General features: G+C 73.2%; 16 protein-coding genes and 1 pseudogene. 7 read left to right on the top strand and 10 right to left on the bottom strand.

What is annotated here, in order from left to right; all coding sequences use genetic code 11:
- Nucleotides 1-468 precede the first annotated feature (468 nt).
- Together AC6EXY_RS16340 and AC6EXY_RS16335 are read left to right on the top strand one after the other, a co-directional pair.
- A complete protein-coding gene (locus AC6EXY_RS16340) occupies nt 469-681 on the top strand; it encodes a hypothetical protein (protein WP_101833593.1) in 213 nt (70 codons plus the stop codon).
- A gap of 184 nt (nt 682-865) precedes the next feature.
- Nucleotides 866-1,861: pseudogene (locus AC6EXY_RS16335) on the top strand (glycosyltransferase); the annotation flags it as partial.
- Between the two features lie 232 nt (nt 1,862-2,093).
- Here AC6EXY_RS16335 and AC6EXY_RS16330 read toward each other — a convergent pair.
- The 3 genes from AC6EXY_RS16330 to mftD form a co-directional block, all read right to left on the bottom strand.
- Nucleotides 2,094-3,137 carry a phosphatase PAP2 family protein gene (locus AC6EXY_RS16330; protein ID WP_499817983.1) on the bottom strand — a complete coding sequence of 348 codons (1,044 nt, stop codon included), beginning with the start codon at nt 3,135-3,137 and terminating at the stop codon, nt 2,094-2,096.
- A 113-nt stretch (nt 3,138-3,250) separates the two neighbouring features.
- Nucleotides 3,251-4,900 (bottom strand): ABC transporter substrate-binding protein, encoded by a 1,650-nt coding sequence (locus AC6EXY_RS16325; RefSeq protein ID WP_499842359.1) that lies wholly within the window; start codon nt 4,898-4,900, stop codon nt 3,251-3,253.
- Between the two features lie 671 nt (nt 4,901-5,571).
- Complete coding sequence (mftD, locus tag AC6EXY_RS16320; RefSeq protein ID WP_101832799.1) at nt 5,572-6,750, bottom strand: pre-mycofactocin synthase MftD; 1,179 nt, start codon at nt 6,748-6,750, stop codon at nt 5,572-5,574.
- A gap of 241 nt (nt 6,751-6,991) precedes the next feature.
- On the opposite strand from mftD, the gene AC6EXY_RS16315 reads away from it, so the two are divergent.
- Nucleotides 6,992-7,555: a YceI family protein gene (locus AC6EXY_RS16315; protein WP_101832800.1), complete on the top strand. Its 564-nt coding sequence runs from the start codon at nt 6,992-6,994 to the stop codon at nt 7,553-7,555.
- A 204-nt stretch (nt 7,556-7,759) separates the two neighbouring features.
- Here the strand turns inward: AC6EXY_RS16315 and AC6EXY_RS16310 are convergent, their stop codons facing one another.
- The 6 genes from AC6EXY_RS16310 to uppS all read right to left on the bottom strand — a co-directional run bounded on the left by AC6EXY_RS16310 (nt 7,760) and on the right by uppS (nt 12,681).
- Entirely contained in the window at nt 7,760-8,797 is a 1,038-nt protein-coding gene (locus AC6EXY_RS16310; protein ID WP_165818460.1) for a phosphotransferase family protein, read from the bottom strand.
- 1 nt (nt 8,798) lies between these two features.
- Nucleotides 8,799-9,806, bottom strand: coding sequence for a DUF7064 domain-containing protein (locus AC6EXY_RS16305; RefSeq protein WP_101832797.1), 1,008 nt, complete (start codon nt 9,804-9,806; stop codon nt 8,799-8,801).
- Between the two features lie 130 nt (nt 9,807-9,936).
- A complete protein-coding gene (gene mftC, locus AC6EXY_RS16300; protein WP_499818772.1) occupies nt 9,937-11,187 on the bottom strand; it encodes a mycofactocin radical SAM maturase in 1,251 nt (416 codons plus the stop codon).
- A 46-nt stretch (nt 11,188-11,233) separates the two neighbouring features.
- Nucleotides 11,234-11,677: a mycofactocin biosynthesis chaperone MftB gene (mftB, locus tag AC6EXY_RS16295; RefSeq protein WP_243407470.1), complete on the bottom strand. Its 444-nt coding sequence runs from the start codon at nt 11,675-11,677 to the stop codon at nt 11,234-11,236.
- The gene (gene mftA, locus AC6EXY_RS16290) at nt 11,662-11,796 is read right to left on the bottom strand and encodes a mycofactocin precursor MftA (RefSeq protein WP_101831728.1); all 135 of its coding nucleotides are present in this window, start codon (nt 11,794-11,796) and stop codon (nt 11,662-11,664) included. Before mftA ends, mftB begins: the two co-directional genes overlap by 16 nt.
- A 108-nt stretch (nt 11,797-11,904) precedes the next feature.
- Nucleotides 11,905-12,681 (bottom strand): polyprenyl diphosphate synthase, encoded by a 777-nt coding sequence (uppS, locus tag AC6EXY_RS16285; RefSeq protein ID WP_101831729.1) that lies wholly within the window; start codon nt 12,679-12,681, stop codon nt 11,905-11,907.
- Between the two features lie 743 nt (nt 12,682-13,424).
- Between uppS and AC6EXY_RS16280 the strand changes: the two genes are divergently transcribed.
- The 4 genes from AC6EXY_RS16280 to AC6EXY_RS16265 all read left to right on the top strand — a co-directional run bounded on the left by AC6EXY_RS16280 (nt 13,425) and on the right by AC6EXY_RS16265 (nt 21,030).
- Nucleotides 13,425-15,068, top strand: a complete 1,644-nt coding sequence (locus AC6EXY_RS16280; protein WP_243407471.1) for a class I adenylate-forming enzyme family protein — start codon at nt 13,425-13,427, stop codon at nt 15,066-15,068.
- Nucleotides 15,069-15,729: 661 nt separating this feature from the next.
- Nucleotides 15,730-16,983, top strand: coding sequence for an ABC transporter substrate-binding protein (locus tag AC6EXY_RS16275; protein WP_101831730.1), 1,254 nt, complete (start codon nt 15,730-15,732; stop codon nt 16,981-16,983).
- 903 nt (nt 16,984-17,886) lie between these two features.
- Entirely contained in the window at nt 17,887-19,122 is a 1,236-nt protein-coding gene (locus AC6EXY_RS16270; RefSeq protein ID WP_499818773.1) for an ABC transporter substrate-binding protein, read from the top strand.
- A gap of 792 nt (nt 19,123-19,914) precedes the next feature.
- Nucleotides 19,915-21,030, top strand: a complete 1,116-nt coding sequence (locus AC6EXY_RS16265) for an ABC transporter substrate-binding protein (protein ID WP_243407473.1) — start codon at nt 19,915-19,917, stop codon at nt 21,028-21,030.
- Nucleotides 21,031-21,345: 315 nt separating this feature from the next.
- On the opposite strand, the gene AC6EXY_RS16260 is transcribed toward AC6EXY_RS16265, so the two are convergent.
- Nucleotides 21,346-25,958: SDR family NAD(P)-dependent oxidoreductase (locus tag AC6EXY_RS16260; protein ID WP_499842358.1), on the bottom strand; the 4,613-nt coding region annotated here is incomplete at its 5' end.

Genomic DNA, 25,958 nt, shown 5'->3' with positions numbered 1-25,958 from the left:
CAGGGAGCTCAGGGAGCCCAGGGAGCCCAGGGAGCGCAGGGAGCGCAGGGAGCTCAGGGCCCGCGCGGCTTCCAGGGACCCCGTGGCTACCAGGGTGCCCAGGGAGCCCAGGGAGCGCAGGGAGCTCAGGGAGCGCAGGGAGCGCAGGGAGCGCAGGGAGCGCAGGGAGCGCAGGGAGCGCAGGGAGCGCAGGGAGCGCAGGGAGCGCAGGGAGCGCAGGGAGCTCAGGGAGCTCAGGGAGCTCAGGGAGCTCAGGGAGCTCAGGGAGCTCAGGGCCCGCGCGGCTTCCAGGGACCCCGTGGCTACCAGGGACCCCGTGGCTACCAGGGAGCGCAGGGCGCCCAGGGAGCTCAGGGAGCTCAGGGAGCTCAGGGAGCTCAGGGAGCTCAGGGAGCGCAGGGAGCTCAGGGAGCGCAGGGAGCGCAGGGAGCGCAGGGAGCCCAGGGAGCGAACGCCGGCGCGTCCAGCGTGGTCCGGTCCGTCACTGCCTCGCAGACCGCCCAGGCGTTCTGCCTGGCCGGCACCTTCGCCATCGGCGGCGGTGCCCTGGTTCCCGCTGGCGGCGACCCGGTGCGCGACACGTCCCCGATTGGCGGCACGACGTCGAGCCCGGCGATCGGATGGCAGGCCAGCCACAACGCCAACACGGACATCACGGCCTACGTCATCTGCGCCCCGTAGGTCTGAACGCTGCGCCTGTCCGGTACCCCGCTCTGTCCCGCGGGTGTACCGCGCGCCGCCTCGGCACCACGTCGGCTCTCAGGCGATCCCGCCGAGGAGCCGCCGTCCAGGCATCGCCGCCGACGGTGCGGCGCCCTCACTTCCCCACCATCGCATCCGCCCCCCACCGGACAGGTAGTGAACGATGACGTCACCAGCCCCCGCGTTCTGCGTGTTCACCCCCAGCCACCAGCCCCGTTACCTCGACGACTGCCTCGCCACGCTGCGCGCGCAGAGCCGAGCCGACTGGGAGTGGATCGTGCTGCTCAACAACGGCGCACGCTGGCGGCCGGAGATGCCCGACGATCGGGTGCGGGTGGTGGTCGCCGACGGCATCCGCGGGGTCGGCGCGGCGAAGCGGCGCGCCTGCGAGCTCGCCCGGGGCGAGATCCTCGTCGAGCTCGACCACGATGATCTGCTGGCCCGCGACTGCCTGGCCGAGATCGCCACCGCGTTCGCGGAGCACCCGCAGGCCTCGTTCGTCTACAGCGACGCGGCTCAGATCACCTCCGAGGGCGGCCGCGACGACAGCCGCTTCGACGAGACGCACGGCTGGTACTACGACGAGGTCGACGTGGACGGTCGCGACGTGCTGCGCGCCCGGTCGCTGGCGCCGACACCGCACAACGTGTCGTACATCTGGTATGCGCCCAACCACGTGCGCGCGTTCCGCAGGGAGGCGTACGAGCGGGTCGGCGGCTACGACGCCGCCCGGGAGGTGCTCGACGACCAGGACCTGATGTGCCGCCTCTACCAGGTCGGCGACTTCCACCACATCCCGCGCTGCCTGTACCTGCAGCGGATCCACGGCGAGAACACCCAGAGCGACGCCGAGGTCAACGCGCACATCCAGCGCGAGACCGTCGCCCTGTACGACCAGTACGTCGAGGCGAACGCGCTGGCCTGGGCCCGGCGGCGGGGACTGCTGGCGCTGGACCTCGGCGCGGCCCGGCGCAGGCCGGCCGGCTACCTGGGCGTGGGCCGGACCCCTGGGCCGGGCGTCGACCTCGTCGCCGCGCTGCCCGATCCGCTGGACCTGCCGGACGGCTCGGTCGGCGTCATCCGGGCGGTGAACGTCCTGGAGCACGTCACCGCGAAGGTCCCGCTGATCAACGAGCTGTACCGGCTGCTGGCTCCCGGCGGCATGCTGCTCACCCTGACGCCCAGCTCCGATGGGCGGGGCGCCTACCAGAACCCCGCACATACGGCCTACTACAACGAGAACTCGTTCTGGTACTACACCGACGACGAGTACCGGGTCGACGTGCCGGGGATCCAGGCCCGCTTCCAGAGCTCACGGCTGGTCACCTACTACCCGACCGAGTGGCACGCGGCGAACCTCATCGCGTACGTGGCGGCGAACCTGGTCGCCGTCAAGCCGGGTGCCGACCGGTGCGGAGGGCCGCTGCTGTGTGCCCCTCAGGCGGCGGCGCCGACGGAGGAGACAGCGCGGACCGCGGTTCCGGCGCAGAGGTCGGTGCCGGTCGACAGGACGGCGCCGGCGGAAGGGCCGATGCCTGCGCAGGGGTCGCCGGCGCAGGGGTCGGTGGCGGAAGGGTCGCCGGCGCAGGGGTCGGTGGCTGATCCGGTGTAGCGTCGGCCGCCGGGCTGGCGCGGCGGCGGTCGCGCAGCCGGCGGCCGAGGCGGGCCAGCGCCCTGCTGCCCAGCTCCGCGAGGACGAGCAGCACCACGGCGAGGATGCCGTCGGCCCAGAAGTGGTTCGCGGTGACCACGACGACGAGCGTGGTCAGGACCGGATGGACGACGATCAGCCACCGCCACCGGCTCGGGCTGATCCGGATCACCTCGTAGGCGATCAGGAAGGCCCAGCCCACGTGCACCGACGGCAGCGCCGAGAGCTGTGCCGCGACCCCGTTGCCGAACTCCCCGTACACCGACTGGCCGAGCAGCACCGCCTCGTCGACGAACCCGGCGGAGGTCAGCATCCGCGGCGGCGCGACCGGCAGGAACATGTGGAACACCAGCGAGGACCCGGTCAGCAGGACGATCGTCGTGCGCACGGACGGGTAGGCGCCGCGGTGGCGGGCGAACAGCCACACCAGGAACAGGTTCATCGCCGGGAAGTGCACCCACGCGTAGAAGACGTTCGCGGCCCGCAGCCACGTCTCGTGGCCGAGCATGAAGTGCTCCATGCGCACCTCGCTGGGCAGGTGCGACCACTGTTCGGTCCGCCAGATCCAGTCGGCCCGCTCGATACCCCCGTCGACCCTGGTCACCCCGAGGATCCGCACGACCTGCCAGAGCGTGAACAGCCCGAGGATCGTCGCCGCCTCTGCGCTCGCCGCCGCGACGATCTCCACCGCCCGGCGCCGCCACCGCAGGAGTGCGGCGCGGGCCACGACGGCGACCACCAGCAGCACGCCCGCCAGGATCCCGGCCTGCTGCCACAGTGGCATGGACGCTCCGTCCCTCCGCTCCGGCGACTCCGCCGGCGCCGCCCCGGACCGTCACGTTACGTCCTGTCCGAGGTACACGTCCTGTCCGAGCTATACGTCCGGGACGTGCACGTTCACAGGGCCGGGGTGACGGGTCGGGCGCAGACGTCGTGCTGGTCGACCCCGAAGGCCGTGCCGGTCGGATCGACGCGCAGCACGGTGTAGCAGGTGGCGGGGTGGCTCTGAGCGGTCGCGACAGCGATCGGCGGGAGCAGGCCGCCGGCGTCGTACCGGGTCAGGCCGCGCAGCGCGGCGAGGAACCCGGCACGGGTCGGGCAGGGGCCGGCGGCCTGCAGGCCGCGCAGGAACAGATCGGTGCTGAGGTAGGCGATCAGGCTCGCGGCCTGCTCGGGATCGTCGACCTGCGGTGCGTAACGGCGCATCGCGTCGAGGTAGCGCGCCGTCGGCGGTCCGCCCGCCTCGAAGGGGCGGTAGTAGACGGGCACGAGCATCCCGGCCAGGTCCACGCCGGCGGCGCGCAGCAGGCCGCGGTCGTAGCCGTCGAGCGCGAGGACGACGCCGGGCTGCCCGCCGGCGTCGCGGATCGCGCGCAGCAGCGCGGGCAGCGCCGACGGCGCGAGCAGGGTGACGACGCTGTCCGCCCCGGTGGCGACGACCTGCCGGGCAAGGTCGCCGGGGCTGTCCGCGCCCGGCGTGTAGGCCAGGTCGGCGGCCACCCCCACCCCAGCGGCGCGCAGGCTCGCGCCGACCCGCGCGGCCGCCCCGGCGACACCCGCCGACAGCGCCGTGCGCACCACCACCGCGGAGTGACCGCCCCGCTCGGCGACGACGCGGCCGTAGGTGTCGATCGGCGTGGCCGTCGTCGCCGCGACCGACACCATGCTGGGGTAACGGGCCCAGACGTCCTCCATCGCCGATCCCACCACCGGGACGCCACGGTCGGCCAGGTAGCCCGCTCCCCCGGCGGCCGCCGAGGTGAACTCCAGCAGGCCGAACACGCCGCGCCGCTCGACCAGCTCCCGGCTGCCGAGCAGGTTCGCCGTGGGTGTGCCGTCGTCGTCGCGCCAGTCGTAGGCGATCCGCCGCCCGCCGACGCCGCCGGCCGCGTTGGCGGCGCCGATCCGCGCGTCGACCCCGGCCCGCACAGCCGGGAAGTCGGCGGCGACCATCCCGGAGTCCGGGTAGAGCAGCCCGAGCCGGATCTCGCCGGCCGTCACCCCGGGGGCACCGGCCGCGCCCCCGCACGAGGTCCGCGCACCGGCCGCCTCGGAACCCGAGCCCGAGCCCGCGAACACGGCGAGCAACACCGCCGCGACCCCCAGGCCCAGCCCGACGCGGGGCACCGGTCGCCCGGCCCACCCGACACGCTGCCGCTCCCCGCCGCCCCGCCGCCCGCCGCCAGCCGGGCCGCGGCCCGCCGGCCCGCCACCAGCCCGGCCACCACCGCGCCGCCCGGCAGCGCGCCGCCCGGCAGCGTGCCACCAGCGGCCGGCGCCCGCGGCGAGACGGCTCCACAGCCGCGGCCCGGCCAAGTCCCCCGAGTCACCGCTGGGATTTCCCCGGGCGATGCCGGCGGCGATGTCCGCGCCCTGTCCCAGGCCGACCGCGAACCCGCGGGGGCCGACCGTGTGCCCAGCCGGCCCGGCCCCCGCCCCGGCCCATCCGCCCGCAACCCGCGGCGCGCGACCCGCGATGCGCGGCGTCTCGTTCCGAAGAACCGACGACGCCGGCCCGGCCACCGGTGCGCCGCCCGCGCTTTTCACCGATTCCCGCGGACCCCGCGGCGAGTCCCCCGTCTTTCTCGACGAACCGTCCGGGCCGCCCGCATTACCGCCCACGGATCCAGCGGGAATGCGCCGGATTATCTCGGTGTCATCCGTGGCGCCCGAGCGCCCCTGCGTGGGATTGGTCACGGCGGTTCAACCCCGACGGGCGCCGCAGCCGGCCGCGCCGCCGCCGCCACGGCGCCGCGCGCACCGGACCGGCGACGACGAACGCCGCCGCCCGCCGCCGGCCGGGCTCCCCTCGCCGGTCAGCACGCGGAAGAACGGGGAGACTCCCGGAACCGGCGGGATTCCTCCGGCCGGAGGCACGCGGTCGTCCGGTGCGACCGGCTCGCGCTGCGCCGGTAGCGGGCCCGGGACGGCGAGCGGCTCCCGAGGCCGGGGCACCACGGTCGACCACAGAATGACCGGTGCGGAATCCGGTTCAACCGGGAAATCGTCCGCATCCGGTTTCTCAGGGACAGGGGCAACAATGCGAGGGCGACACGGCATGCCTTAATGGTGCACACCACCGGGCCGGCAGACAACGGTGCAACCGGATTTCGCCCCGGGTGCAACAAGGCATTGCACCCGCCTTCACCGAACCCAGAGCGACCGGTTTCCGGACTGTATCAAAAAAGTTTCTTCACCAGGTGGGAGGCCTGGTTTCGTCAGCCCTTGTGGTCGAGTGCGAAACCTGCGGGGACGATGATGTCGTCGGGAGACAGTTCGTGGACCGAGGATCGACCGAGGCCCAGCATCGTCTCGCTTGCTCCCTGCCGGAGGATCTCCAGCACGTTCGTCACCCCGCGCTCGCCGGCGGCGGCCATGCCCCACAGGTAGGCTCGACCGATCATCACCGCGCGGGCACCCAGCGCCAGGGCCTTCACCACATCGCTGCCGCGGCGGATCCCGCCGTCGAGCACGACCTCGAGCTGATCGCCCACCGCGTCGACGACGCCGGGCAGGCAGCGGATCGACGCCGGCGTCGAGTCCAGGTTGTTACCGCCGTGGTTGGACACCGAGAGGGCGCTGGCGCCCGCGTCCACCGCGCGGCGCGCGTCGTCCGGCCGGGTGATTCCCTTGATCATGAAAGGGCCGTCCCACTGCGCGCGCAGCCAGGCGAGGTCGGCCCAGGTGGGCGGAGGCGTGCCCATCCACTGGCCGTAGGCACCGAAGAACGTCGGCGGGGTGGCCTCGCGCGGGCCGAGGTTCGGCACGCCGAGGTCGGGCAGGGAGCGGCTGCGCAGCCAGCGCCCCAGGTAGGCCGGGCGCAGCGCCACCTGCGGCGCGTAGCGGGCCATCGCCTTCACGTCGAGGCGCTCGGGGATGTACGGGCTGCCCCAGTCCCGCCGCGAGTCGAACACCCAGTCCAGGGTGACGATGAGGCCCTTGGCACCGGCGGCGCGGGCGCGCTCGGCCCGGGCGAGGATCTCGTCACGCGAGCCGAGCCAATAGGTCTGGAACAGCAGTTTGTCGAGGACCGCGCCGACCTCCTCGACCGGCTTGGAAGCGAAGGCGGACAGGCCCATCGCCGTGCCCGCCGCGGCGGCGGCCCGCGCGACGGCGACCTCGCCGTCAGGGTGCACCGCCTGCACGCCGGTGGGCGAGATCAGCACCGGCATGCTGATGTCCTGGCCCATCACGGTCGTCGAGAGGTCCCGGGTGGGCGGCAGGTCGGCGATGTGCGGGCGGACCTTCAGCTCGTCGAAGGCGCTGATGTTGTCGTTCATCGTGACGCCGGCCTCGGCGCCGGCGACGAGCGCCAGATAGACGCCCCTGGGCAGGCGACGCTTCGCACGGCGCTGCGCCTCCGCCACCGTCTCAAACCACGTCCTCGTGCTGGCCATGGAACCCACCTCGTCGTTCGTGGTCCGCGCCTTTCCCAGGAGCCACGCGAACCCGGGCCGATTTGGCACCGAGTGCCACTGTAACGGAGTCGGACCGGACACGGCGGATGGCGGGCCGCTCGGACGGGATCCGCCGTGCACCCGGGGTGGGCCGCCGTTTCGTAGGCAGCTATCTTTTTCTCCGCAGGACTTGCAGCTGCAACTGATGTGCCCCGTCGCCACCGCCTACCAGGAGGCCCGCGTGACCGCCGCCCCGTCCGAACTCGCGCCGCTGCCGCTCGTCCCCGGAAGCTGGACGCTCGACACGGCCCACTCCAGCGTCAACTTCCAGATCCGCCACCTGGGCGTCACCAACGTCCGCGGCCGGTTCGACACCTTCGCCGCGACACTGACGGTCGGCGACGCCCTCGAGACGGTCGCCGTCGCGGCCAGCATCGACCTCGCGTCGATCAACACCAACCAGGCCGACCGGGACGCGCACCTGCGCAGCACCGACTTCTTCAACCTGGCCGAGCACCCCACGATGGCCTTCGCCTCGACCGCCGTCTCCGCCGAGGGCGAGCAGTACGCGCTGCGCGGCGACCTGACCATCAACGGGGTCACGAAGCCGATCACCCTGGCCGTCGAGTTCTACGGCACGGACACCCACCCCGCCGACGGCCGGGTCCGCTCCGGCTTCTCGGCGACCGGCGAGCTCAGCCGCGCCGACTACGGCATCACCTTCAACCTGCCGCTCGGCGCGGGCAAGCTCGCCCTGGCCGACAAGGTGAAGATCGAGCTCGACCTGCAGTTCATCGCTCCCTGACGCACCGCGCGCCGCCGCACTCCGGGGAGCACACCACTCTCGGGGGGCATGTCGTGGGCGGCGCCGAGCCGGCGTCACGCGCCGGAGTCCGCGCTCGCGGGTTCCGGCAAGCGGGCCGGGGCGGCGCCCCCACGACATGTGCCGGGCAGCCGTCAGGCCGGGTTCAGGTACTCCTGGGCCCACGTCTCGAGGGCCCGCAGTCCGTTACGCGGCGGTCAGCAGCGCGTCGGCCTGGGCCGCGAGGTCCAGCACACGCTGCCCCAGATAGCGCAGGTCGACGCGGTCGGAGGACATCGCCCGGGACTCGTAGCGCGCCTTGATCCCCTCGGCGATGATCGACATCCGCCAGGCGGAGAACGCCCGATACCACGGCAGGTCCGACACGTCGAAGCCCGTCGTGCGGGCGTAGCTCCGGACCGCCTCGTCCCGGTCGGGGAACCCGCCCGCGCGGGTCGGGGGCGTCTCCATCCACACCCGCGGCACGTCGTCGCTCGGCAGCTCCCAGTTGTTGATGAGGAAGCCGAGGTCGGCGAGGACGTCGCCGACGGTCGTCAGCTCCCAGTCGAGGACCGCGACCACGGTGCCGTCGGGCGCGAGCATCACGTTGCCGAGCCGGTAGTCGGCGTGCACGAGCCCGGTGTACCGACTGGGGGGCGCCGAGGAGGCGAGGCGGCGCCCGACGTCGTCGACGAGGGGAAGATCGCGGGTGCGGGTCTGCGCGAGCACCCGGCTCATCCGGGCGAGAAGGCGTTCGACGTAGCGCCCGCGGTCGGCCAGGCCGCCCAGCCCGACCTGGTCGATGTCGACGCGGTGCAGTCGGGCCAGGGTGTCGATGAGGCTCATCCCGGCCCGGCGCCGGCTCGCGGGCTCGGGAAGCGCCGCGAGGACGTCGTCGGGATTGGCGACGACGGCGCCCGCGGCGAAGTCCATCACGTAGAAGGGCGCACCCGTGACCGCCACGTCGTCGCACGTCGCGGCGATGTGCGGGACCGGGACGTCGGTGGGGGCGAGCGCGGCCATGATCCGCGCCTCGCGCAGCACGTCGTGGGCACCCTTCGGCAGGTCGCCCAGCGGCGGTCGCCGCAGTACCCAGGCGTGTCCCCCGTCGTCGAGGACCCGTACGGTGATGTTCGAATGCCCGCCCGAGATCGGCTCGTAACGCAGGTCCCCGGTCACTGCCGGCAGCCGTCCGGACAGCCACGGCGACAGCGTCGCCGGGACCAGGCCGCGTGGGTCGCCCACCTCAGTCGTCCAGCCCGATCGGGATCCCGTCGACGACGAGATCGTGCCACTCGTTGTGCCCGCTGCCCGCCCGCCCGTCCGACCAGGTCCACACCGTCGGGGACTTCACGATCCGCAGCAGTGCCTCGCGGCCGTCGGGGCCGGGCTGGCGGTGGCGAACCGGCAGCCACCCCTGCGGCGTGCCGGTGGCGGACCAGCTGCGAGCGCCCACGGTCGCCGTGACCGAGACCGACTCGAGCACGTGGCGGGGGCCCGGGCCGTAGCGGGACCGGAAGGTGAAGTCGTCGACGACGTGGAACTCGCCGCCGTCGAGCACGAACCCGCCGCGGGTCTTCTTGGTCGGGCCGACCGCGCGGACCAGCATGAAACCGGTGTCGTCGTCGACCGCGCAGATCAGCCAGCGCAGGTAGATCTTCGCGTGCCAGTTACGCGGTCCCCACGAGTGGTCCTTGCCGCCGCGCCCGTCGACCCGCCACGTCTGATCACCGAGGCGCACCGTGCCGACCGAGCGGCACAGGTGCTGGTAGTGCCAGTCGGCCTGGCCGGGCAGGAAGATCCGGTCGATATGCCACTGCTCGCGGCCCATCACGGTCGACAGCCCGGTGGAGTGGACGGTGAGGTCGATCTCGGCGTCGACCCGGGGACTGTCCTGGTAGGCGCGCTTCGGGTCGGTCATGGCCCAGGGGTCGTCCAGCAGCAGCATCGGGCCGCGGTAGCGGACGGTGTTCTCCCGGTACGGGTCGCCGATCGACCACCGCTGGCCGCCGGCCGTCAGCCCGTTGCCGTCGATCGGGGCACGCTCGAAGAAGAATCCGGCGCGCCCGTCCGGTAGGTAGACGCACGCCGACATCTCCGCGCGGCCCTCGTTGGGTCGCATCCCGATGCGAAACCATCCGCCGATGCCGGACTCCGGGTCGCGAAAGTCGATGTAGCGGCTCTCGTTCCAGTTGAGCTCCGGACCGACAGGATGGATGCCCTCGTCGGCGTCGCCCAGTCGACGCTCGTCCACCGACCGCCCTCCTCCGTCTCGTCGTGACGCGGCCCGCCATACCGTGGCGCCGCGATGCCGCGATGCCGCGATGCCGCGATGCCGGGGTGCCGGGGTGCCGCGATGCCGGGGTGCCGTGGAGCCGTCCCCGTCACTCCCCGGCCGGCGCCGGCGCGAGGGCCGGGTCGAAGCCGGCCAGCGGATTCTCCTCGCAGGCGCTGACCGGAGGGGCCGGGCGGGTGTGGTGGGGGGCGCGGCCGATCGTCACCGGGACCGGGCCGCCGCGGCGCGGGGCCCGGGTGGGGCGGGAGTGGTCGACGGACGGGCGGGGCGGGGCGACCTCGCCGCGGGCGAGCAGGGCGTCGACGCCGTGTCCGCGCACGCACTCGGGGTCGGGGCCGTCCAGCGGCAGGCCGGTGAAGAACTTCGCCGCCATACAGCCGCCTCGGCAGGAGTCGTAGTGGCCGCAGGACGCGCACGCCCCGGCCGACTGCGGCTCGCGCAGCGTCGCGAACAGCTCCGAGGTGCGCCACACGGCGGTGAAGCCGCCCGCGTCGCGCACGTTGCCGGCGAGGAAGTCGTCGTGGATCGCGAAGGGGCAGGCGTACACGTCGCCGACGGGGTCGATGAGACAGACCACCCGCCCGGCGCCGCACAGGTTCAGCCCGGGCAGCGCCTGGCCGTAGGCGGACAGGTGGAAGAACGAGTCGCCGGTCAGGACGTTCTCGCCGGCGGCGACGAGCCAGTCGTAGAGCTCTCGCTGCTGGGCAGCGGTGGGATGCAGCTCGTCCCAGGTGTCGGCGCCGCGCCCGGACGGGCGCAGCCGGGTCAGGCGCAGCTGGGCGCCGTAGCGGTCGGCGAGCGCGGCGAAGCCGTCGAGCTGGGCCACGTTGTGCCGGGTGACGACCACGGACAGCTTGAACCCGCGCATGCCGGCCGCGGCCAGGTTCTCCATCGCCCGCACGGCCATGTCGTAGGAGCCGGCGCCGCGCACCGCGTCGTTGACCTCGGCGGTGGCGCCGTCGAGGGAGATCTGCACGTCGACGTAGTCACTGGCGGCCAGGCGCGCGGCGACCGACGGCGTGATCCGCACGCCGTTGGTGGAGAACTTCACCCCGACGTGATGCGCGGTGGCGTAGTCGACGAGCTCCCAGAAGTCGTCGCGCACCGTCGGCTCGCCTCCGCCGATGTTGACGTAGAAGACCTGCAGCCGCTCCAGCTCGTCGATGACGGCCCGACACTCGGCGGTCGTCAGCTCGCGCGGGTCGCGCCGCCCGGAACTGGACAGGCAGTGCCGGCAGGCCAGGTTGCAGGCGTAGGTCAGCTCCCATGTCAGGCAGATCGGCGCGGCGAGGCCCCGCGCGAAGTGGTCGACGAGCCGCGCCGGGGCGGTGGTGGGCACGCGGAACTCCCTTCCGCCCTCGGACGAGGACGAACTCTCACGAAGGTCAGGCGGGGACGAGCATCTGGGACGCGGCAAGGCTCGCCAGCGCCCGCTGGTATGGCTCGAGTGAGGCCGCGGGCAGGCCGATCGCGGCCGCCGCCGCCCGGGCGGTGGGATGGGCGGGCAATGCCTCGACCAGCGCCAGCAGCGCCGGCTCCTTGAGGAACGACAGCCGCCGTGTCCCGAAATGGTAGAGCAGTGCGCCGAACGCCTCCGGCCGCACCGACACCCGCGGATGCAGCCGCCACGCCCGGTCCAGGTCGAACGCCGCGGTGCCGAGCGCGGAGCGGGTGCCGGCCGGGGAGGCGGCGCCCGCCGAAGCGGCGGTGCTGGCCGAAGCGGCGGTGCTGGCCGAAGCGGCGGTGCTGGCCGAAGCGGCGTGGCCGGCCCCTGGCTCGGCGGACCCGGCGGGCCCGCCGAGCGGGACGGTGCTCAGTAGACGCCGCACATGCCGTCGATGGAGACCTCCTCGACCAGCAGGTCGTCCACCAGGCCGGCCTCCTCGGACACGGCGGGATCGGCGGCCTCGACCGGGCGGTCGGCCTGCTCCAGCACGGACTGCTCCATGGCGTCTCCCTGGGGCTCGCGGGGCGGAGCCGGGACCGGCCCCGACTCCCTGCGAGAGGACTGTAATGGCACCGAGTGCCAGACGGAAGCGTTCGCCGGAACGGGCGCTCAGCCGCCGTGGCGGCGCCCGCGGGCGGCGAAGCTGCGCAGGGCGCGCAGGAAGTCGATCTCACGGAAGGCCGGCCAGTAGGCCTCGCAGAAGTACAGCTCGGAATAGGCGCTCTGCCAGAGCAGGAAGTTCGACATCCGCTGCTCGCCGGAGGTGCGGATGACGAGGTCGGGGTCGGGCTGGCCGGCGGTGTAGAGGTGGCGGGCGATGTCGTCCATGGTCAGCGACGCGGCGGCGTCGGCGAGCGAGTCGCCGGCCTCCGCGCGTTCGTGCAGGTGCTCGCGCAGCGCCTCGATGACCTCCTGCCGGCCGCCGTAGCCGACGGCGAGCGTGACGTGGAAGCCGGTCTCGCAGGTGCGGGTCGTCTCGACCGCGTCCTTGAGCACCCGGGCGGTGCTGTCGGGCAGGGCGTCGAGCATGCCGGCCAGGTGCACGCGCCAGCGGGCGTCGGGCCGGCCGAGCCGGTCCGAGACCACCTGCTCGATGACCCCCATCAGGAAGGCCACCTCGGCGTCGCCGCGGCGCTGGAGGTTCTCCGTCGAGCAGACGAACACGGTGACGTGCCGGATGCCGACGGCCTCGCACCAGGACAGGACGTCCTCGGCGTGCTCGGCGCCGTAGCGGTGGCCGAGGCTCGGGTTGGCCATACCCATCTCGCGGGCCCAGCGACGGTTGCCGTCCATGACCAGGCCGACATGGGTGGGCAGCGGTCCGGCGACGACCTGGCGGCGCAGCCGGCGGGTGTAGAGGGCGTAGAGGGGACCGCCGAGGGTCATCCGCACCTTCCCGGGACGGGCCGCGCGGATGGAGGGGCCGGCGCGGCCCCACACCCGCGTCCCGGCCGCGACATGAACCGGGTTGGGTGACGATACCTGGCCCGCGTCACCCGCAGATGTCGCCCTGGCAAGATGCACGGCCGTCCACCCGCGGCGCCCCGGCCGCGAGCGCCCCGCGACGCAACCATCACTGTTCGCAGGATCTCGACACTCGACCCCGGAACCCATCACCAGAGGATCGGCGGTCAGGCGCGTTCCGTACCGGGCCGCAGGAGGCCCGATGCCCGCCGGCCGCCCACCAGGGGGCCGGCGCACCCCCGACGCACCCACCTCGACCGAGATCACCCGCGACGCACCGCCTCGAACCGTCACCCAGCGCACCTGGTCACATCTGAGAGTACCGATCCCTGGTCACAACGCCACCATTCCGCGATGACATCCGGGGAGGGATCAGAAACAACCCCCTCACGGTCACAGTAGGAAATCGAACGCGAACGCAAGCGCTCAGTCTCTGAGGCCAAGGCGGAATCCTTGACACGATTGTCGAACCTGAGTGTCATAGGACACACCATGAGTGTCATGGGGCGCATCAGGGCTCGTGTGTGCTTCCCCGACCTCCGGAGGGTGCGGGCACGGTGGTCGTTCACCGCTCCCGACCTCGTCCGGTGGCCGACGGGTCGGCACCAGCCTCGGTGTCCGGCGTCGGCCGGCGCAGCGCCGGTCCAGCCCGAGGAGTGTCGCCGATGCCGAGCGAGTGGGAGCGGCCCGTCACCGTCGACGGGCCGGTCCACGCCGGGTCCCGTCCCGTAACCAGATCCGGTGACGCCGCGCCGGCGTCCGCCCCGCACGCCGGCGCCGCGATGACCGCCGCCGCGCCGGGGTTGGCCGTACCCGGAGCGCCGCCGGACTCGACCGGCGTCGCCCGTACCGGCGCCGGGATGCGGTTCACCGGGATCGCGCCGACGCTGGTGCCCGCCGTCGAGGAGACCGTGCGCCGGGTGCCCGACGACGAGGCCGTCGTCGACCTGGCCACCGGCGAGCGGCTGACCTACCGACAGCTGTGGGACGCGGCGGCGCGGGTGGCCGGCGGGCTCGCCGCGGCGGGCGTCGGCCCCGGCCAGCGGGTCGCGGTGCGCCTGCCCAACGGCGCCGCCTGGTGTTCCACCGTGCTCGGGACCCTGCTCGCGGGCGCGGTGCCGGTACCCGTCAACACGCGGCTCACCCGTCCGGAGATCGCCTACATCGTCGGGGACGCCCAGGCCGCCCACGTCGTCGAGGACCCCGCCGGACTGCCGGACGGGCCCCCGCTCGTGCGGGCCGCCGACGATCCGGAGGCGACCGCCGCGCTGTTCTACACGTCCGGGACGACCGGCAACCCCAAGGGCGCGATGCTCTCGCACCGGTCGTTGCTGTCCGCGGCCGAGCAGTGCCGCCGGGTCCTGCGGCTCGGGCCGACCGAGCGGACGCGGTCGCTGATCGCGGCGCCGCTGTTCCACGTCCTCGCGTTCGGCATGCAGTGGCTGCCCGCGCTGCTGTCCGGCGGCACGGTCGTCATCGCCACCCACTTCGAGACCGGCTCGTGGTTGCGGGCGATCCGCGACGAGCGGATCGACGCGCTCAACGGGGTGCCGGCCATGTACTGGCAGGCGCTGCGCCATCCCGCGTTCGCCGAGGTGGACGTCTCCGGCGTGCGGCTGCTCAGCTACGGCGCGGCGCCGACGCCGCCGAGCCAGGTGGCGGAACTGCTCGCCGCGTTCCCCACCGCACGGTTCTCGCCCGGATACGGCCTGACCGAGGCGTCGGCCGTCACCGGCCTCGACCACGACGAGGTGCTCACCCACGCCGACTCGGTCGGCGTCGCCGTGCCCGCCACCGAGCTGCGCCTGGAGGGCCCGGACTCGGTCGCCGGGATCGGCCAGCTGCTCGTGCGCGGCCCGCAGCTGATGAGCGGCTACTGGCAGCGGCCCGAGGCGAGCGCCGAGGCTCTGGACGGCGGCTGGCTACGCACCGGCGACCTCGCCCGGGTGGACGGCCACGGCCGGGTCCACCTGCTGGACCGCATCAAGGACATGATCAACCGCGGCGGGGAGAACGTCTTCAGCATCGAGGTGGAGCGGGTGCTGGCGGCGTACCCGGGAGTCGGGGAGGTGGCCGTCGTCGGCCTGCCCGATCCCAAGCTCGGTCAGCGGGTCGCCGCCGCGGTCGTCGCCCGGCCTGGCACCACCGTCGACCCGGCGGAGCTGCTCACCTTCGCCCGCGACCAGCTCGCCGACTTCAAGATCCCCCAGTTCGTGGCCACCCTCACCGATCCCCTGCCGCGCAACGCGGCCGGCAAGGTGGACAAGGCTCATCTGCGCACCGCCACCGACTGGGGCCCTCGACGCTGACCCGTCGCTCGGTGTCCCCGCCCAAGCGCCCTCTCCCGGCAGGCACCGTCTCCACGCGCACCGTGTCCGGGCCCGTTCCTCGTGCGCCCCGTCACCGACGGCAGGTCCGCCGCCACCGGAGCCCATGTCCTCCAGCGGTCAGGCGCGCGTCACGCCAGCCTTCACCATCGCATCGAAAAAGGGCATTTCAGTATTTGCGCGCCTCTCGCCATGCCGAACCGGCATTCCAGGTGCTCATGAGGCCGTTTCCCTACCCATGCGGCCGCCACCTCCGCGACGACCAGACCATGACATTCCAGACATGCGGCTGCAAAGTACCGGGCGAGACAGCACCCATTGACCCAGTAGGGGCCATTCCCCTAATCAACGGGGAAAAAACATGCCTACGGAGCAGCAACCATGCCGCGCGGTCGGAGACCACCCAAACACGTCACCCTTATAGTCAGATCAGCTGCCGGAGTGCGCGGATGGTGGTCCCCGCCAGGGCGTTGTGGCTGATCGCAGCCCTGTTCGGGGAAGCATCACGCCGCCGCCCCCCACCACCACTTCGCCCACCCGGATGTCCACGTTATGTAGCGATCATCGTTGTCCCCTGCGGCAGAGCAAACAATCCTTCCCCGCCCAGGGTGACGACTCAAGGCCCACCCACAAAGGAAAAGTGATGGCTCCAGGACGCACTTCGAAACACCACCGGTTATGGACCTTCTCCAGCGCCGCCGCGCTGTTGGCCGCGGTGGCGATGGGTGCCGGCGCCTGTGGCTCGGGCACCCGGTCGGCCTCGGCGGGCGCCTGCGACAGCCCAGGCGTCACCCCCACACAGATTCACCTGGGGTTGCTCTACCCGAACACCGGCCCCAGCGCGCCGGGCCTGGCCGCGAGTCGGGCGGGGGTTGACGCCCGCATCGGTCTCGCGAACGCCAGCGGCGGCATCAACGGCCGGAAGATCGTCTACGAGTGGCGCGACGACCAGGACAACCCCACGGCCAACGCGACCGCGGCGCGCTACCTGGTCGAGCAGAGCAAGGTCTTCGGGATCCTCGAGTTCACGGCCGTCTCGGCCGGCAGCGCCCAGTACCTCACCGACCGCGACGTCCCCGTGGGCGGCCTGTCCATCGGCGGCGCCTGGGCGAACCACCCGAACATGTTCACGATCGGCCCCACGACGTCGAGCGCCATCGACCTGTTCGGCAACTACGTGAGGAACCAGGGCGCGTCGAAGGCCTTCGTGCTCACCACCGCGCTGTCCGCCATCTCGGGAGACGCCAGCACGTCGTTCGCCGCCAGCTTCCGCGCGGCCGGCGTGCAGATCGTCGACCGCTCCGCCTTCACCGCTGGCGTCGACGACCCCTCCGTCATCGCCCAGCGGGTCGCCCGCAGCGGCGCGGACACGCTGCTGCTGGTCATCAACGGCAACTCGGTCCCCACGATGATGAAGGCCATCCGGGCCGGGGCGCCCAACCTGCGGGTGGTCCTCTCGCTGTCCGGCTACGACAAGCAGGTCCTCGCGCAGGCGGGCGGAGCCATGGCGGGCGTGGAGATCCCGCTGTACTTCCGGCCGTTCGAGGCCGGCGGCCCCTCGATCGACACCTTCCGCCGGGGGATGACCGAGTTCGCTCCCGAGGTCAGCGACACGGACCAGCAGTTGGCACTGATCTCCTACATCGACACGGACCTGTTCCTGCGCGGTCTGCAGGCGGCCGGGCCGTGCCCCACCCGGGCGAGCTTCATGTCAGGACTGCGCGCCACGTCCAACTATGACGCCGGCGGCCTCATCACCCCGTTCAACATCGCCCGGGACCTCCACAAGCAGATCACCTGCTGGTCGTTCGTCCGGGGCAACGCCTCCGGCACGGCGTTCGACGTCGCCGGGGACAACCTGTGCGGGCACGAGCTGCCGGCCGGGGCGGGCGGCTGAGCCCGCCCGGGCTCCGCGAGTAGCGCGGGTGATCTGCCGCGGGCCCGTGCGCGATGCCGTCGTGGGACGGTCGGCGCACGGGCCCGCGATCCATGTCCGGCCCAGATCCATGTCCGGCCCAGATCCATGTCCGGCCCAGATCCATGTCCGGCGATCCGCCACGGCGACCGCGACGGAATTTCGGCAGGTCACATCCCGGTCGGGAAACGTCATATCAGGCATTGCGCCGCCCGGCGGGCCTCCGTTTCCAGCGGCTCCTCTCTTCTCCTCCTCTTCTCCGCCGCCCGCCCGGATCTCCGCCCGGCGCCGGAGCGCGCACAGTCCGATGCGGACCGGCAACCTGAGCCGGCAATACCTCCGCGGCGACATCCATGCCGATCCGGCATTCCCGCGCTTCCGGTCAGCAGCCAACCAGGTCCACAAACAGGGCAATTTCGGATTTCCCGCCCACTCGCGCCCGGCGGCCCGTGCCGGCTGTCACGGGCGTTTCACCTAAGGTCACGACTGCCATCAACGGCGGGAAAACCGCAGAACACCATCCCGACTACCGGCAACGTCACCTTTCGCCTACCCTCGATCACCCATATAGTGACAACGATCATCAATGGTGGCCGGTCAAGGCCATCACCATCAGGTTCCCATCAATCTGTACACGGAGTGTCATGGGCGGAGAGCGCAAGCCCCGATTACCCGAGGCGGCCGGCCTCGACTTCTCCGCTGGCGTTGATCGCGCACTTCCCCGGACGAGGGAGGACCGCTAGGACGCCGGGGGAAGCGATGCGTCGTGCCCGTCCGCGGCCGCCTACCGCCCGGCGCCGTCACCGTGGCAGGGCCCACGCGCCATTCCCTTCGAACTACGGCGCAGTGGTCGACCCGTCCTCGACGTTCCTCAGGAGTCCTCACGTGTCTCGTCGTCTGTTAAGCGTTTCCGGAGTCGCCATGATGCTGGCCCTGGTGGCCGCGGGGGCCGGAGCCTGCGGACAGAGCGGGCAGTCAGCCGCGTCCGCCACCTGCGACAGCCCGGGGGTGAGCGCGAACGAGATCCGGCTCGGCCTCCTCTATCCGGATACCGGTCCGACGGCCACCGCGGTCGCGGCCGGACGCGCCGGCGTGGACGCCCGCATCGGCCTGGCCAATGCGAAGGGCGGCATCAACGGACGCAAGATCGTCTACGAGTGGCGCGATGACAAGGACAACCCGACCACCAACGCGACCGGAGCCCGGAACCTCATCGAGCAGCAGAACGTCTTCGGCGTGTTGGAGTTCTCCTTCGTCGCCAACGGCAGCGCGCAGTACCTCGCGGACAAGGGCATCCCGGTCGGCGGCCTTTCGATCGGTGACGCCTGGTCGAAGCATCCCAACATGTTCTCGATCGGAGCGACGACCGTCAGCGCGATCGACCTGTTTGGCAACTTCCTGAAGTCCGAGGGTGCGACGAGGGCCGCCGTCGTCGGTACCGCGCTGTCCGCCGGCACGGGGGACGTCACCGCCGTGATGACGCGCAGTATCCAGGCCGCCGGCATCTCCGTGGTCGACTCGATCGGCTACACCGCCGGCGCCGACAATCCGGCGACCGTCGCCCAGCGGGTCGCGGCCAGCGGTGCCGACACGCTGATGTTGCTGGTCAGCGGCAGCGACCTGCCCACGATCCTGACCGCGGTCCGGGCCGCGGCCCCGAAAGTGCGGGTGATCATGTCGCTCGCGGGCTACGACCGCCAGCTGCTCGCCCAGGCCGGACCCGCGATGGCCGGCACGGTGATCCCCGTCTTCTACCGCCCGTTCGAGGCCGGCGGCCCGGCGATCGACACCTTCCGCCAGGCGATGGTCACCTACGCGCCGCAGTTCCCCAACCCGGAACAGCAGCTGGCCCTGATCTCCTACATCGACACGGATCTCTTCCTGCGCGGCATCGAGGCCGCCGGACCGTGCCCCACCCGGCAGGCGTTCATGACCGGGCTGCGCGCCGTCACCAACTACGACGCCGGCGGTCTGATCGCGCCGCTGAACATCGCCCGCGACCTCGGCAGGCAGATCACCTGCTGGTCGTTCGTCCAGGTCAACCCCGCCGGCAACGCCTTCGGTGTCCTGCGCGACTCCCAGTGCGGGCAGGAGCTCCCCGCCGCGCCCGGCGCGGGCTGAGGCCCGTCGCGCCCCTGTCCCGGCGCCCGTCGACACCGACCGCCCAGCTCGCCCGACCGCCCAGCTCGCGCCGGCACCCCATCGAGTGCCGGTGCGCCGCGATACGCACGACCACCCCGGCCGCCACCATGCCGGGGCGGCATCTCATGCCTGGCCGGCATTGTTTCTCCACTGTCGCCCCGATCGGCGCCCGCCAGCCAACGAGCTAGCAACCCCAGGTCCGACGGAGCTAAAGAGCCGATGCTGCTCCGTGCTGCGTACATCACGAGACGGCAAGCGACTGCAACCAACGGTCGAAAAACGCCACGGTGTTGCCGCGCTCCGCGTCCTGCCCGGTGGCACATCGCCCTGGAGCCCACGCCTATAGTGACTGCGTTCTCAGACTCGTACTGATCAGATCCACAGCGTCGGCGTTCGCCACACAAGGTGCGCGCGATGCTGTCCGGGGGCAACGAAACGGATCGGCCAGGCGAGATTCGCGCACCTTTCACGCACCGCGGTCGACGACGCACACGCCCAGCATCTCCGGGTGTGGGTGTTCCACTCGACACGGTGCGTGTCGCCGGCAGTAGGCCCGAGGGGACTACAGTCGGCCGCTCGTCAGTGCACACCCGAAGTCGCGTCACGAGCTTCGGCCGATCAGACTCGTAATGCTTCCCCGGGAGTTCCCGAATGCCTAGACGTTCCTCATCGCTACTCGGCGTAGCCGCGTTGCTCGCGATCGTAACGGCGGGTGCCGGCGCCTGCGGCTCCGGATCCTCCTCGTCGGCCTCCGCGTGCGACAGCCCCGGCGTGAGTTCCTCGGAGATCCGACTGGGGCTGCTCTACCCCGACACCGGTCCCACCGCCAGTGCCATCGCCACGGCCCGCGCCGGGGTGGATGCCCGGATCGGCCTCGCCAACGAGAAGGGTGGCATCCACGGACGAAAGATCGTCTATGACTGGCGTGACGATCAGGACAACCCCACGGCCAACGCGACCGCCGCCCGGTACCTGGTGGAGCAGCGCAACGTGTTCGGCCTGCTGGAGTTCTCCTTCGTCGCGGATGGCAGCGCGCAGTACCTGGCCGACAAGGGCATTCCCGTCGGCGGCCTGTCCGTCGGCGATGCCTGGTCGAAGCATCCGAACATGTTCACGGTCGGAGCCACGACCGTCAGCCCGATCGACGTGTTCGGCAACTTCCTGAAGTCCCAGGGCGCCGGGAAGACCGCCGTCGTCGCCACCGCGCTGTCCGCCGGCACGGGCGACACCAACTCCGTCCTGACCCAGAGCGTCCAGGCCGCGGGCATCGACATCGTCGACAACATCGCGTTCACCGACGGTGCCGACGATCCCGCCTCCGTCGGCAGACGGGTGGCGGCCAGCGGGGCCGACAGCGCGGTCGTGATCATCAACGGTCCGGCGCTGCCGGCCGTGGTCGCCGCGATCCGCGCCGCGGCGCCGCGCATGAAGGTCGTCCTGTCCTTCGGCGGCTACGATCATCAGCTTCTCGCGGCAGCAGGGCAGATCATGGCGGGTGTGACGATCCCGATCTTCTACCGGCCCTTCGAGAGCGGCGGTCCCGCCGTCGAGGCCTACCGCCAGGCCATGATCAGGTATGCGCCGCAGTACAACGACCCCGAGCAGCAACTCGCCTACACCGCCTACATCGACACCGATCTCTACCTGCGCGGGCTGGAGGCGGCCGGGCCCTGTCCCACCCGGCAGAGCTTCATGTCCGGCCTGCGCGCCGTCACCTCGTACGACGCCGGCGGGCTCCTGATGACCCCGATGAACATCGCCCGCGATCTCGGCAAGCAGATCACCTGCTGGTCCTTCGTCCAGGTCAATGCCGAGGGGAAGGGCTTCAACGTGCTGGGCGACCAGCAGTGCGGGCGCGTGCTGCCGGCCGGCGCCGGGGCGTCCTGACCCGGCGGGACTCCGCAGGCGTTCATCGACGCGACGTCAGGCGGACCGCGGCCGGCAAGCCGCGGTCCGACCGGCCGCCATCTGGCCTCGATTCCCTGAACGGACGAGCCGCCCCTCGGCCGGTGCCCCGCCCCGCCGCGGGCCGGCCCCCGAACCGCCGTGCCCCGGTGCGGCGCGGGTGCGGTACGGAGCGACAGTGCCGTCCCCGTACCGCACATCCCAGGGCATCCCAACCTCCGCGTCGACCGGGCGGCCGGCGCACCGTCAGCGGCAGCCGCCTCGTCCCGGTCCACGGCACCGCGCCGGTCGGCGGGGTCAGACGCTCGGCCGCGCCGGCAGCCGGCCCACCCCCGCCGCAGGCCGTCCCGCGCCGCCGTCCCGATCATGATCCCGTGCCGGATGCCCGTCCCGCGCTTCCAGGCCCCGCAGCCAGCGGTCCACGTCGCGGGCGGTGGTCTCGGCGTGCTCGTGCATCATCGACTGATGGTCGCCGGCCACGTCGAACGAGTCGTGACCCATCTCCCAGTCCGTCGTCCAGGCCTGGTCGGGCCCGGTCACATCCTCGGCGACGACGCGCCGTGGCATCCGTCGGGCCGCCCGCACCAGCATGACCGGCGCCTCGACCTGCCGCGGCCGCCAGTGCTCGAACAGGTCCAGATAGGCGCCCTGCGCGGTCACCTGGGCCTCGGTCATCAGCGCGAAGGCCTGGTCGTTGACGGCGATGCCCCGCAGCTCCTCGTGGATGTCCTCCTCGGGGATCTGGTCGGTTGGCAGCCAGGTGTCGAGCAGGGCCACGGCAGCGGGACGCACACCGCGTTCCTCGAGTGCCGCCGCGGTGGCGTGCGCCAGCCAGCCGCCTGACGAGTAGCCGGCGAGAACGGCCGGCCGGCCCGGGAAGGCCCGCGCAACGGCGTCCGCGTGCATCCCGATGACCAGGTCCGCACTCGCCGGCAGCAGCTCCCCGTCGCCGAAGCCGGGATGGGCCAGCGCGTGCACGTCACGCCGCCCGTGCAGGTGCAGGGCGAGCCGGGCGAAGTTGTGGGGCCCCGACGGCGCGACCAGGGACGGCAGGCAGACCAGCACGAACGGAGCCGGCCCGGTCGCGAGGCGCACCAGCCGCGGCGGCGTGCCGAACTCGCCCGCCGTGCGGAACACCGGCCGCAGCCGTGCCGCCGCGCGCAGCACACCGACGCCCGCGGCGAACCTGCCCTGCGCGCAGGCCTGCCGGTACAGCCACCGCACCCCGCCGGCCAGCTCGACGCCGTCGTCTCCCCCCGCGTCCCCGACCGCGCCGGTGGACGTCGTCGGGCGCGGGCTGGGCGTGGCGTCCGGCTGATCGCCGCGGTCCGCGGCGATCGAGCGCAGATGCGCCGCGAGGTCGGCCACGGTCGGATGCTCGAACACGGCCTGCGTGCCCAACGGCAGTCCGGTCGCCGCGGCGAGCCTGCGGCGCAGCTCGACCGACGCGAGGGAGTCGAATCCCAGCTCAAGGAAGCGCCGGCGCGGATCGACGTCCGCCGGCGTGTCGTGGCCGAGGACGGCGGCGGCCTGGGCACGGACGAGGTCCGCGTACTCGGCGCCGCTGCGCGGTGCGGGCAGCGTGGGCGGCGCCGCCGTCGCGCCGCCGACCCCGGACGGGTCGGACCGCGGCGTCGGCGGGAGGGCCAGCTCCTCGAAGTAGCGGCTGGGCCGCGCCGCGGTGATCGCCGGCAGGAACCTCGCCCAGTCGACGTCGACGACCACGGACGCCGGGTGCCGCGCGGCGACGGCGTGGGTCAGCGCGCCGGCCGCGCTCGGCGGGTCCAGCGGGCGCAGTCCGCGGCGGGTCAGGAAGTCGCGCAGCGCCGGCTCGGCGCCGATGCCCGCGTCGGCCCACGGCCCGAAGGCCACCGCGGTGAGCCGCCGCCCCGTCACGGTCCGCGTCGCGGCGAGGGCGTCGAGGTAGGCGTTCGCGGCGCTGTAGGCCGCCTGACCGCCGCTGCCCCACACCGCCGCGATCGACGAGACCAGCACGACCTCGCGCAGGGCGGTGTGCGGGTCGGCCAGCAGGCGGCCGAGCACGGCGGCACCCGTCGCCTTCGCGGCGAGGACGTCGGCGAACGCTGCCAGATCCAGCCGCTCCAGCGGGGCGCTCGGCCCGGCGACGCCGGCCGCGTGCACCACGGCGGTGACGGGTTCGCCGCCCGCGGCCAGCTGGTCGAGCAGCGCGGTGAACTGGTCCGCGTCGCCGACGTCGCAGGCCGCGACGGTGGCCCGGGCGCCGAGCGCCGCCAGCTCACCGACCAGCTCCCGGGCGCCGGCGGTGTCCGGGCCACGCCGGCCCACCAGGACCAGGCGGTCAGTGCCGCCGCGGGCGAGCTCGCGGGCGATCTGCCCGCCGAGGGCTCCGGTACCCCCGGTGATCAGCACGGTCCCGGCGGGGCTCCACCGCCTGCCGGCCGGCGCCCCGCCGGGCCCGTCCTCGGCCCGCAGCCGCGCGACCCACAGGCCGTCGGGACGCACCGCGAACTGGTCCTCCCCGCCAGGGGCGGTCAACGCGACTCCCAGCCACAGCAGCGACTGGTCGTCGGGGGCGCGGAGCTCGTCGGCCAGCCCGCCCGCCCGGTCCAGGGGGACATCGATGAGACCACCCCAGGTCCGCGGCGCCTCCAGGGCCAGGGTGCGGCCCAGGCCCCAGATCATCGCCTGCTCGGGACAGGTGACCGGATCAGCGGGGCCGGTGGGGACCGCGCCGGTGGTGATCGCCCACAGCGGGGCCTCGACGCGCAGGTCGGCGAGTGCCTGCGCCAGGGCGACAGTGAGCGCGAGCCCGGTGCCGAGGCCGGGATGATCCGCACACGGAGAGGTGTCGAGGGCGAGCAGTGACACCAGGCCGCCGACGGGCGGGCCGGCGGCGGTGAATCCCTCGGTGGTCAGCCGCTCGGCGATGGCCCGCCGGTCCGCGGACGCGAGCATGACGGGCACGGGGACGCCACCGAGGCGCTCGACGAGCCAGCTCACCCGTTCGACCAGCGCGCCTCCCACTCCCGCCGGTGGCACGAGCACGGCCCAGTGCCCCCCGAGCGGCGGGGTGGGACCGGCCTGTGCGGCGACCGCCGCGGTCACGTCGGCGGCGTCGAGCCGGCGCCACACCGGCCGGTACCACCAGCCGCCCGCACCGCTCGTCGGCTCCGGGCCCGCCGCGGCGGCCGCGGTGCCGCTCTCCGTGGCCGGCTCGGGTCCGGGCGCGGGGGTGGGGGATGGCGGGCTCAGCCAGTGGCGGCGCCGCTGGAACGGATAGGTGGGCAGGTCGACCAGGCGGCCGGCCGGGCCCAGTACGGCACGCCAGTCGACGTCGACGCCGTGAACGTCGAGGGTGGCGAGGGTGGCGAGCAGGACGTCGGGCTCGGGCCGGTGCGCGCGGGCGGTGGCGACGGCGACCGTTTCCGGGGCGTGCGGGCGCGCGGACGGCGGCTGCGCCGAGACGGCAGGCAGGCAGTCGGCCAGCAGCGCCGTGAGGACGGCGTCCGGGCCCAGCTCGACGAACGTGTCCGCGCGCTCGGCGGCGGCGAGGTGGTGGACGGCGTCGAGGAAACGCACCGGGCCGCGCGCCTGGCGCACCCAGTGGTCCGGGGAGCACAGCTCGGCCTCGTCCGTCGCCCCGGTGAGGGTGGACACGACCGGGACGGCCGGCCGGCGGTAGTCGACGCCGCCCACGACCTGCCGGAACCTCGCGAGCATGCCATCCATGTGCGGGGAGTGGAAGGCGTGGCTGACCGTCAGCCGTCGGGTGGCATGCCCACGCGAGGCCCAGCCGGCGGCGATCCGCTCGGCCGCGTCGGCGTCCCCGGCGATCACGACGGCCGCCGGCCCGTTCACCGCGGCGATCTCCACCCGCCCGTCCTGCCCGACCAGGCTCGCCGTGACGTCGTCGGCCGACGCCCGGATCGCGATCATCGCGCCGCCCGCCCGGCATGCCTGCGCGAGGCGACCGCGGGCCGCGACGACGGTGACGGCGTCCTCGAGCGACCAGACACCGGCGACGTGCGCGGCGGTGAGCTCGCCGATGGAATGCCCGGCCAGCGCGGCCGGGGTGATCCCCCAGGAGGTGACCAGCCGGTAGAGCGCGGTGCCGTAGGCGAACAGGGCGGGTTGGGTGTATTCGGTGCGGTCGAGCAGGGCGGCGTCGGGGGTGTCGGGGGCGGCGAACATGACGTCGCGCAGGGGTCGGTCGAGGTGGGGGTCGAAGCGGGCGCAGATGTCGTCGAGGGCGTCGGCGAAGGTGGGGTGGGCGGCGTGCAGGGCGCGGCCCATGCCGGCGCGCTGGCTGCCCTGCCCGGTGAACAGCATCGCCAGGCGGCGCCCCGCGAGCGCGGCGCCGCCGCCTCGCACGACCCCCGGCGCCGCGCGGTCCGCCGCCAGGGCCCGGAGCTGGTCGACCGCGCTCGCCGGGCTGGCGAGCACGACGGCACGGTGCTCGAACCGGGAGCGTCCGGCAAGGGTGTGCGCGACGTCCATCGGATCGGACCGCGGATGTGCGCACAGGTGGGCCGCCAGCCGCTCGGCCGCGGCGCGCAGCGCCTGCGGCGTGCGCGCGCTGAGCGGGTAGGGCACCGGACTGCCCGGGCGTAGCGCGGGCGTGGGGAGCTCGGCCGCGGACGCGCCGGCCGGGGGCGCCTCCTCGATGATGACGTGCGCGTTGGTGCCGCTGATCCCGAAGGCGGAGATGCCGGCGCGGCGGGGGCGGTCGGGCTCGCGGGGCCAGGGGACGGCGTCGGTGAGCAGGGCGACGGCCCCGCTGGACCAGTCGATGTGCGGGGATGGCCGCTCGGCGTGCAGGGTCTTGGGGAGGGTTTCGTGCTGGAGGGCCTGGATCATCTTGATGACGCCGCTGACGCCGGCGGCGGCCTGGGCGTGGCCGATGTTGGACTTCAGGCTGCCGAGCCAGA

The organism is Frankia sp. RB5 (assembly GCF_059816245.1).
Note: the sequence above shows the minus strand (reverse complement) of the source record. Positions and strands in the feature narration are given on the sequence as shown.

Bases quoted from the DNA above. Each gene is read 5' to 3' on its own strand.
- uppS (WP_101831729.1), bottom strand. From the start codon at position 12,681: ATGACCCTCGGCGGTCCCCTCTACGCCCTCTACACCCGCCGGCTGCGC.
- mftD (WP_101832799.1), bottom strand. From the start codon at position 6,750: ATGGCCAGCACGAGGACGTGGTTTGAGACGGTGGCGGAGGCGCAGCGC.
- mftA (WP_101831728.1), bottom strand. From the start codon at position 11,796: ATGGAGCAGTCCGTGCTGGAGCAGGCCGACCGCCCGGTCGAGGCCGCC.
- AC6EXY_RS16275 (WP_101831730.1), top strand. From the start codon at position 15,730: ATGGCTCCAGGACGCACTTCGAAACACCACCGGTTATGGACCTTCTCC.
- AC6EXY_RS16330 (WP_499817983.1), bottom strand. From the start codon at position 3,137: ATGCCACTGTGGCAGCAGGCCGGGATCCTGGCGGGCGTGCTGCTGGTG.
- AC6EXY_RS16280 (WP_243407471.1), top strand. From the start codon at position 13,425: ATGCCGAGCGAGTGGGAGCGGCCCGTCACCGTCGACGGGCCGGTCCAC.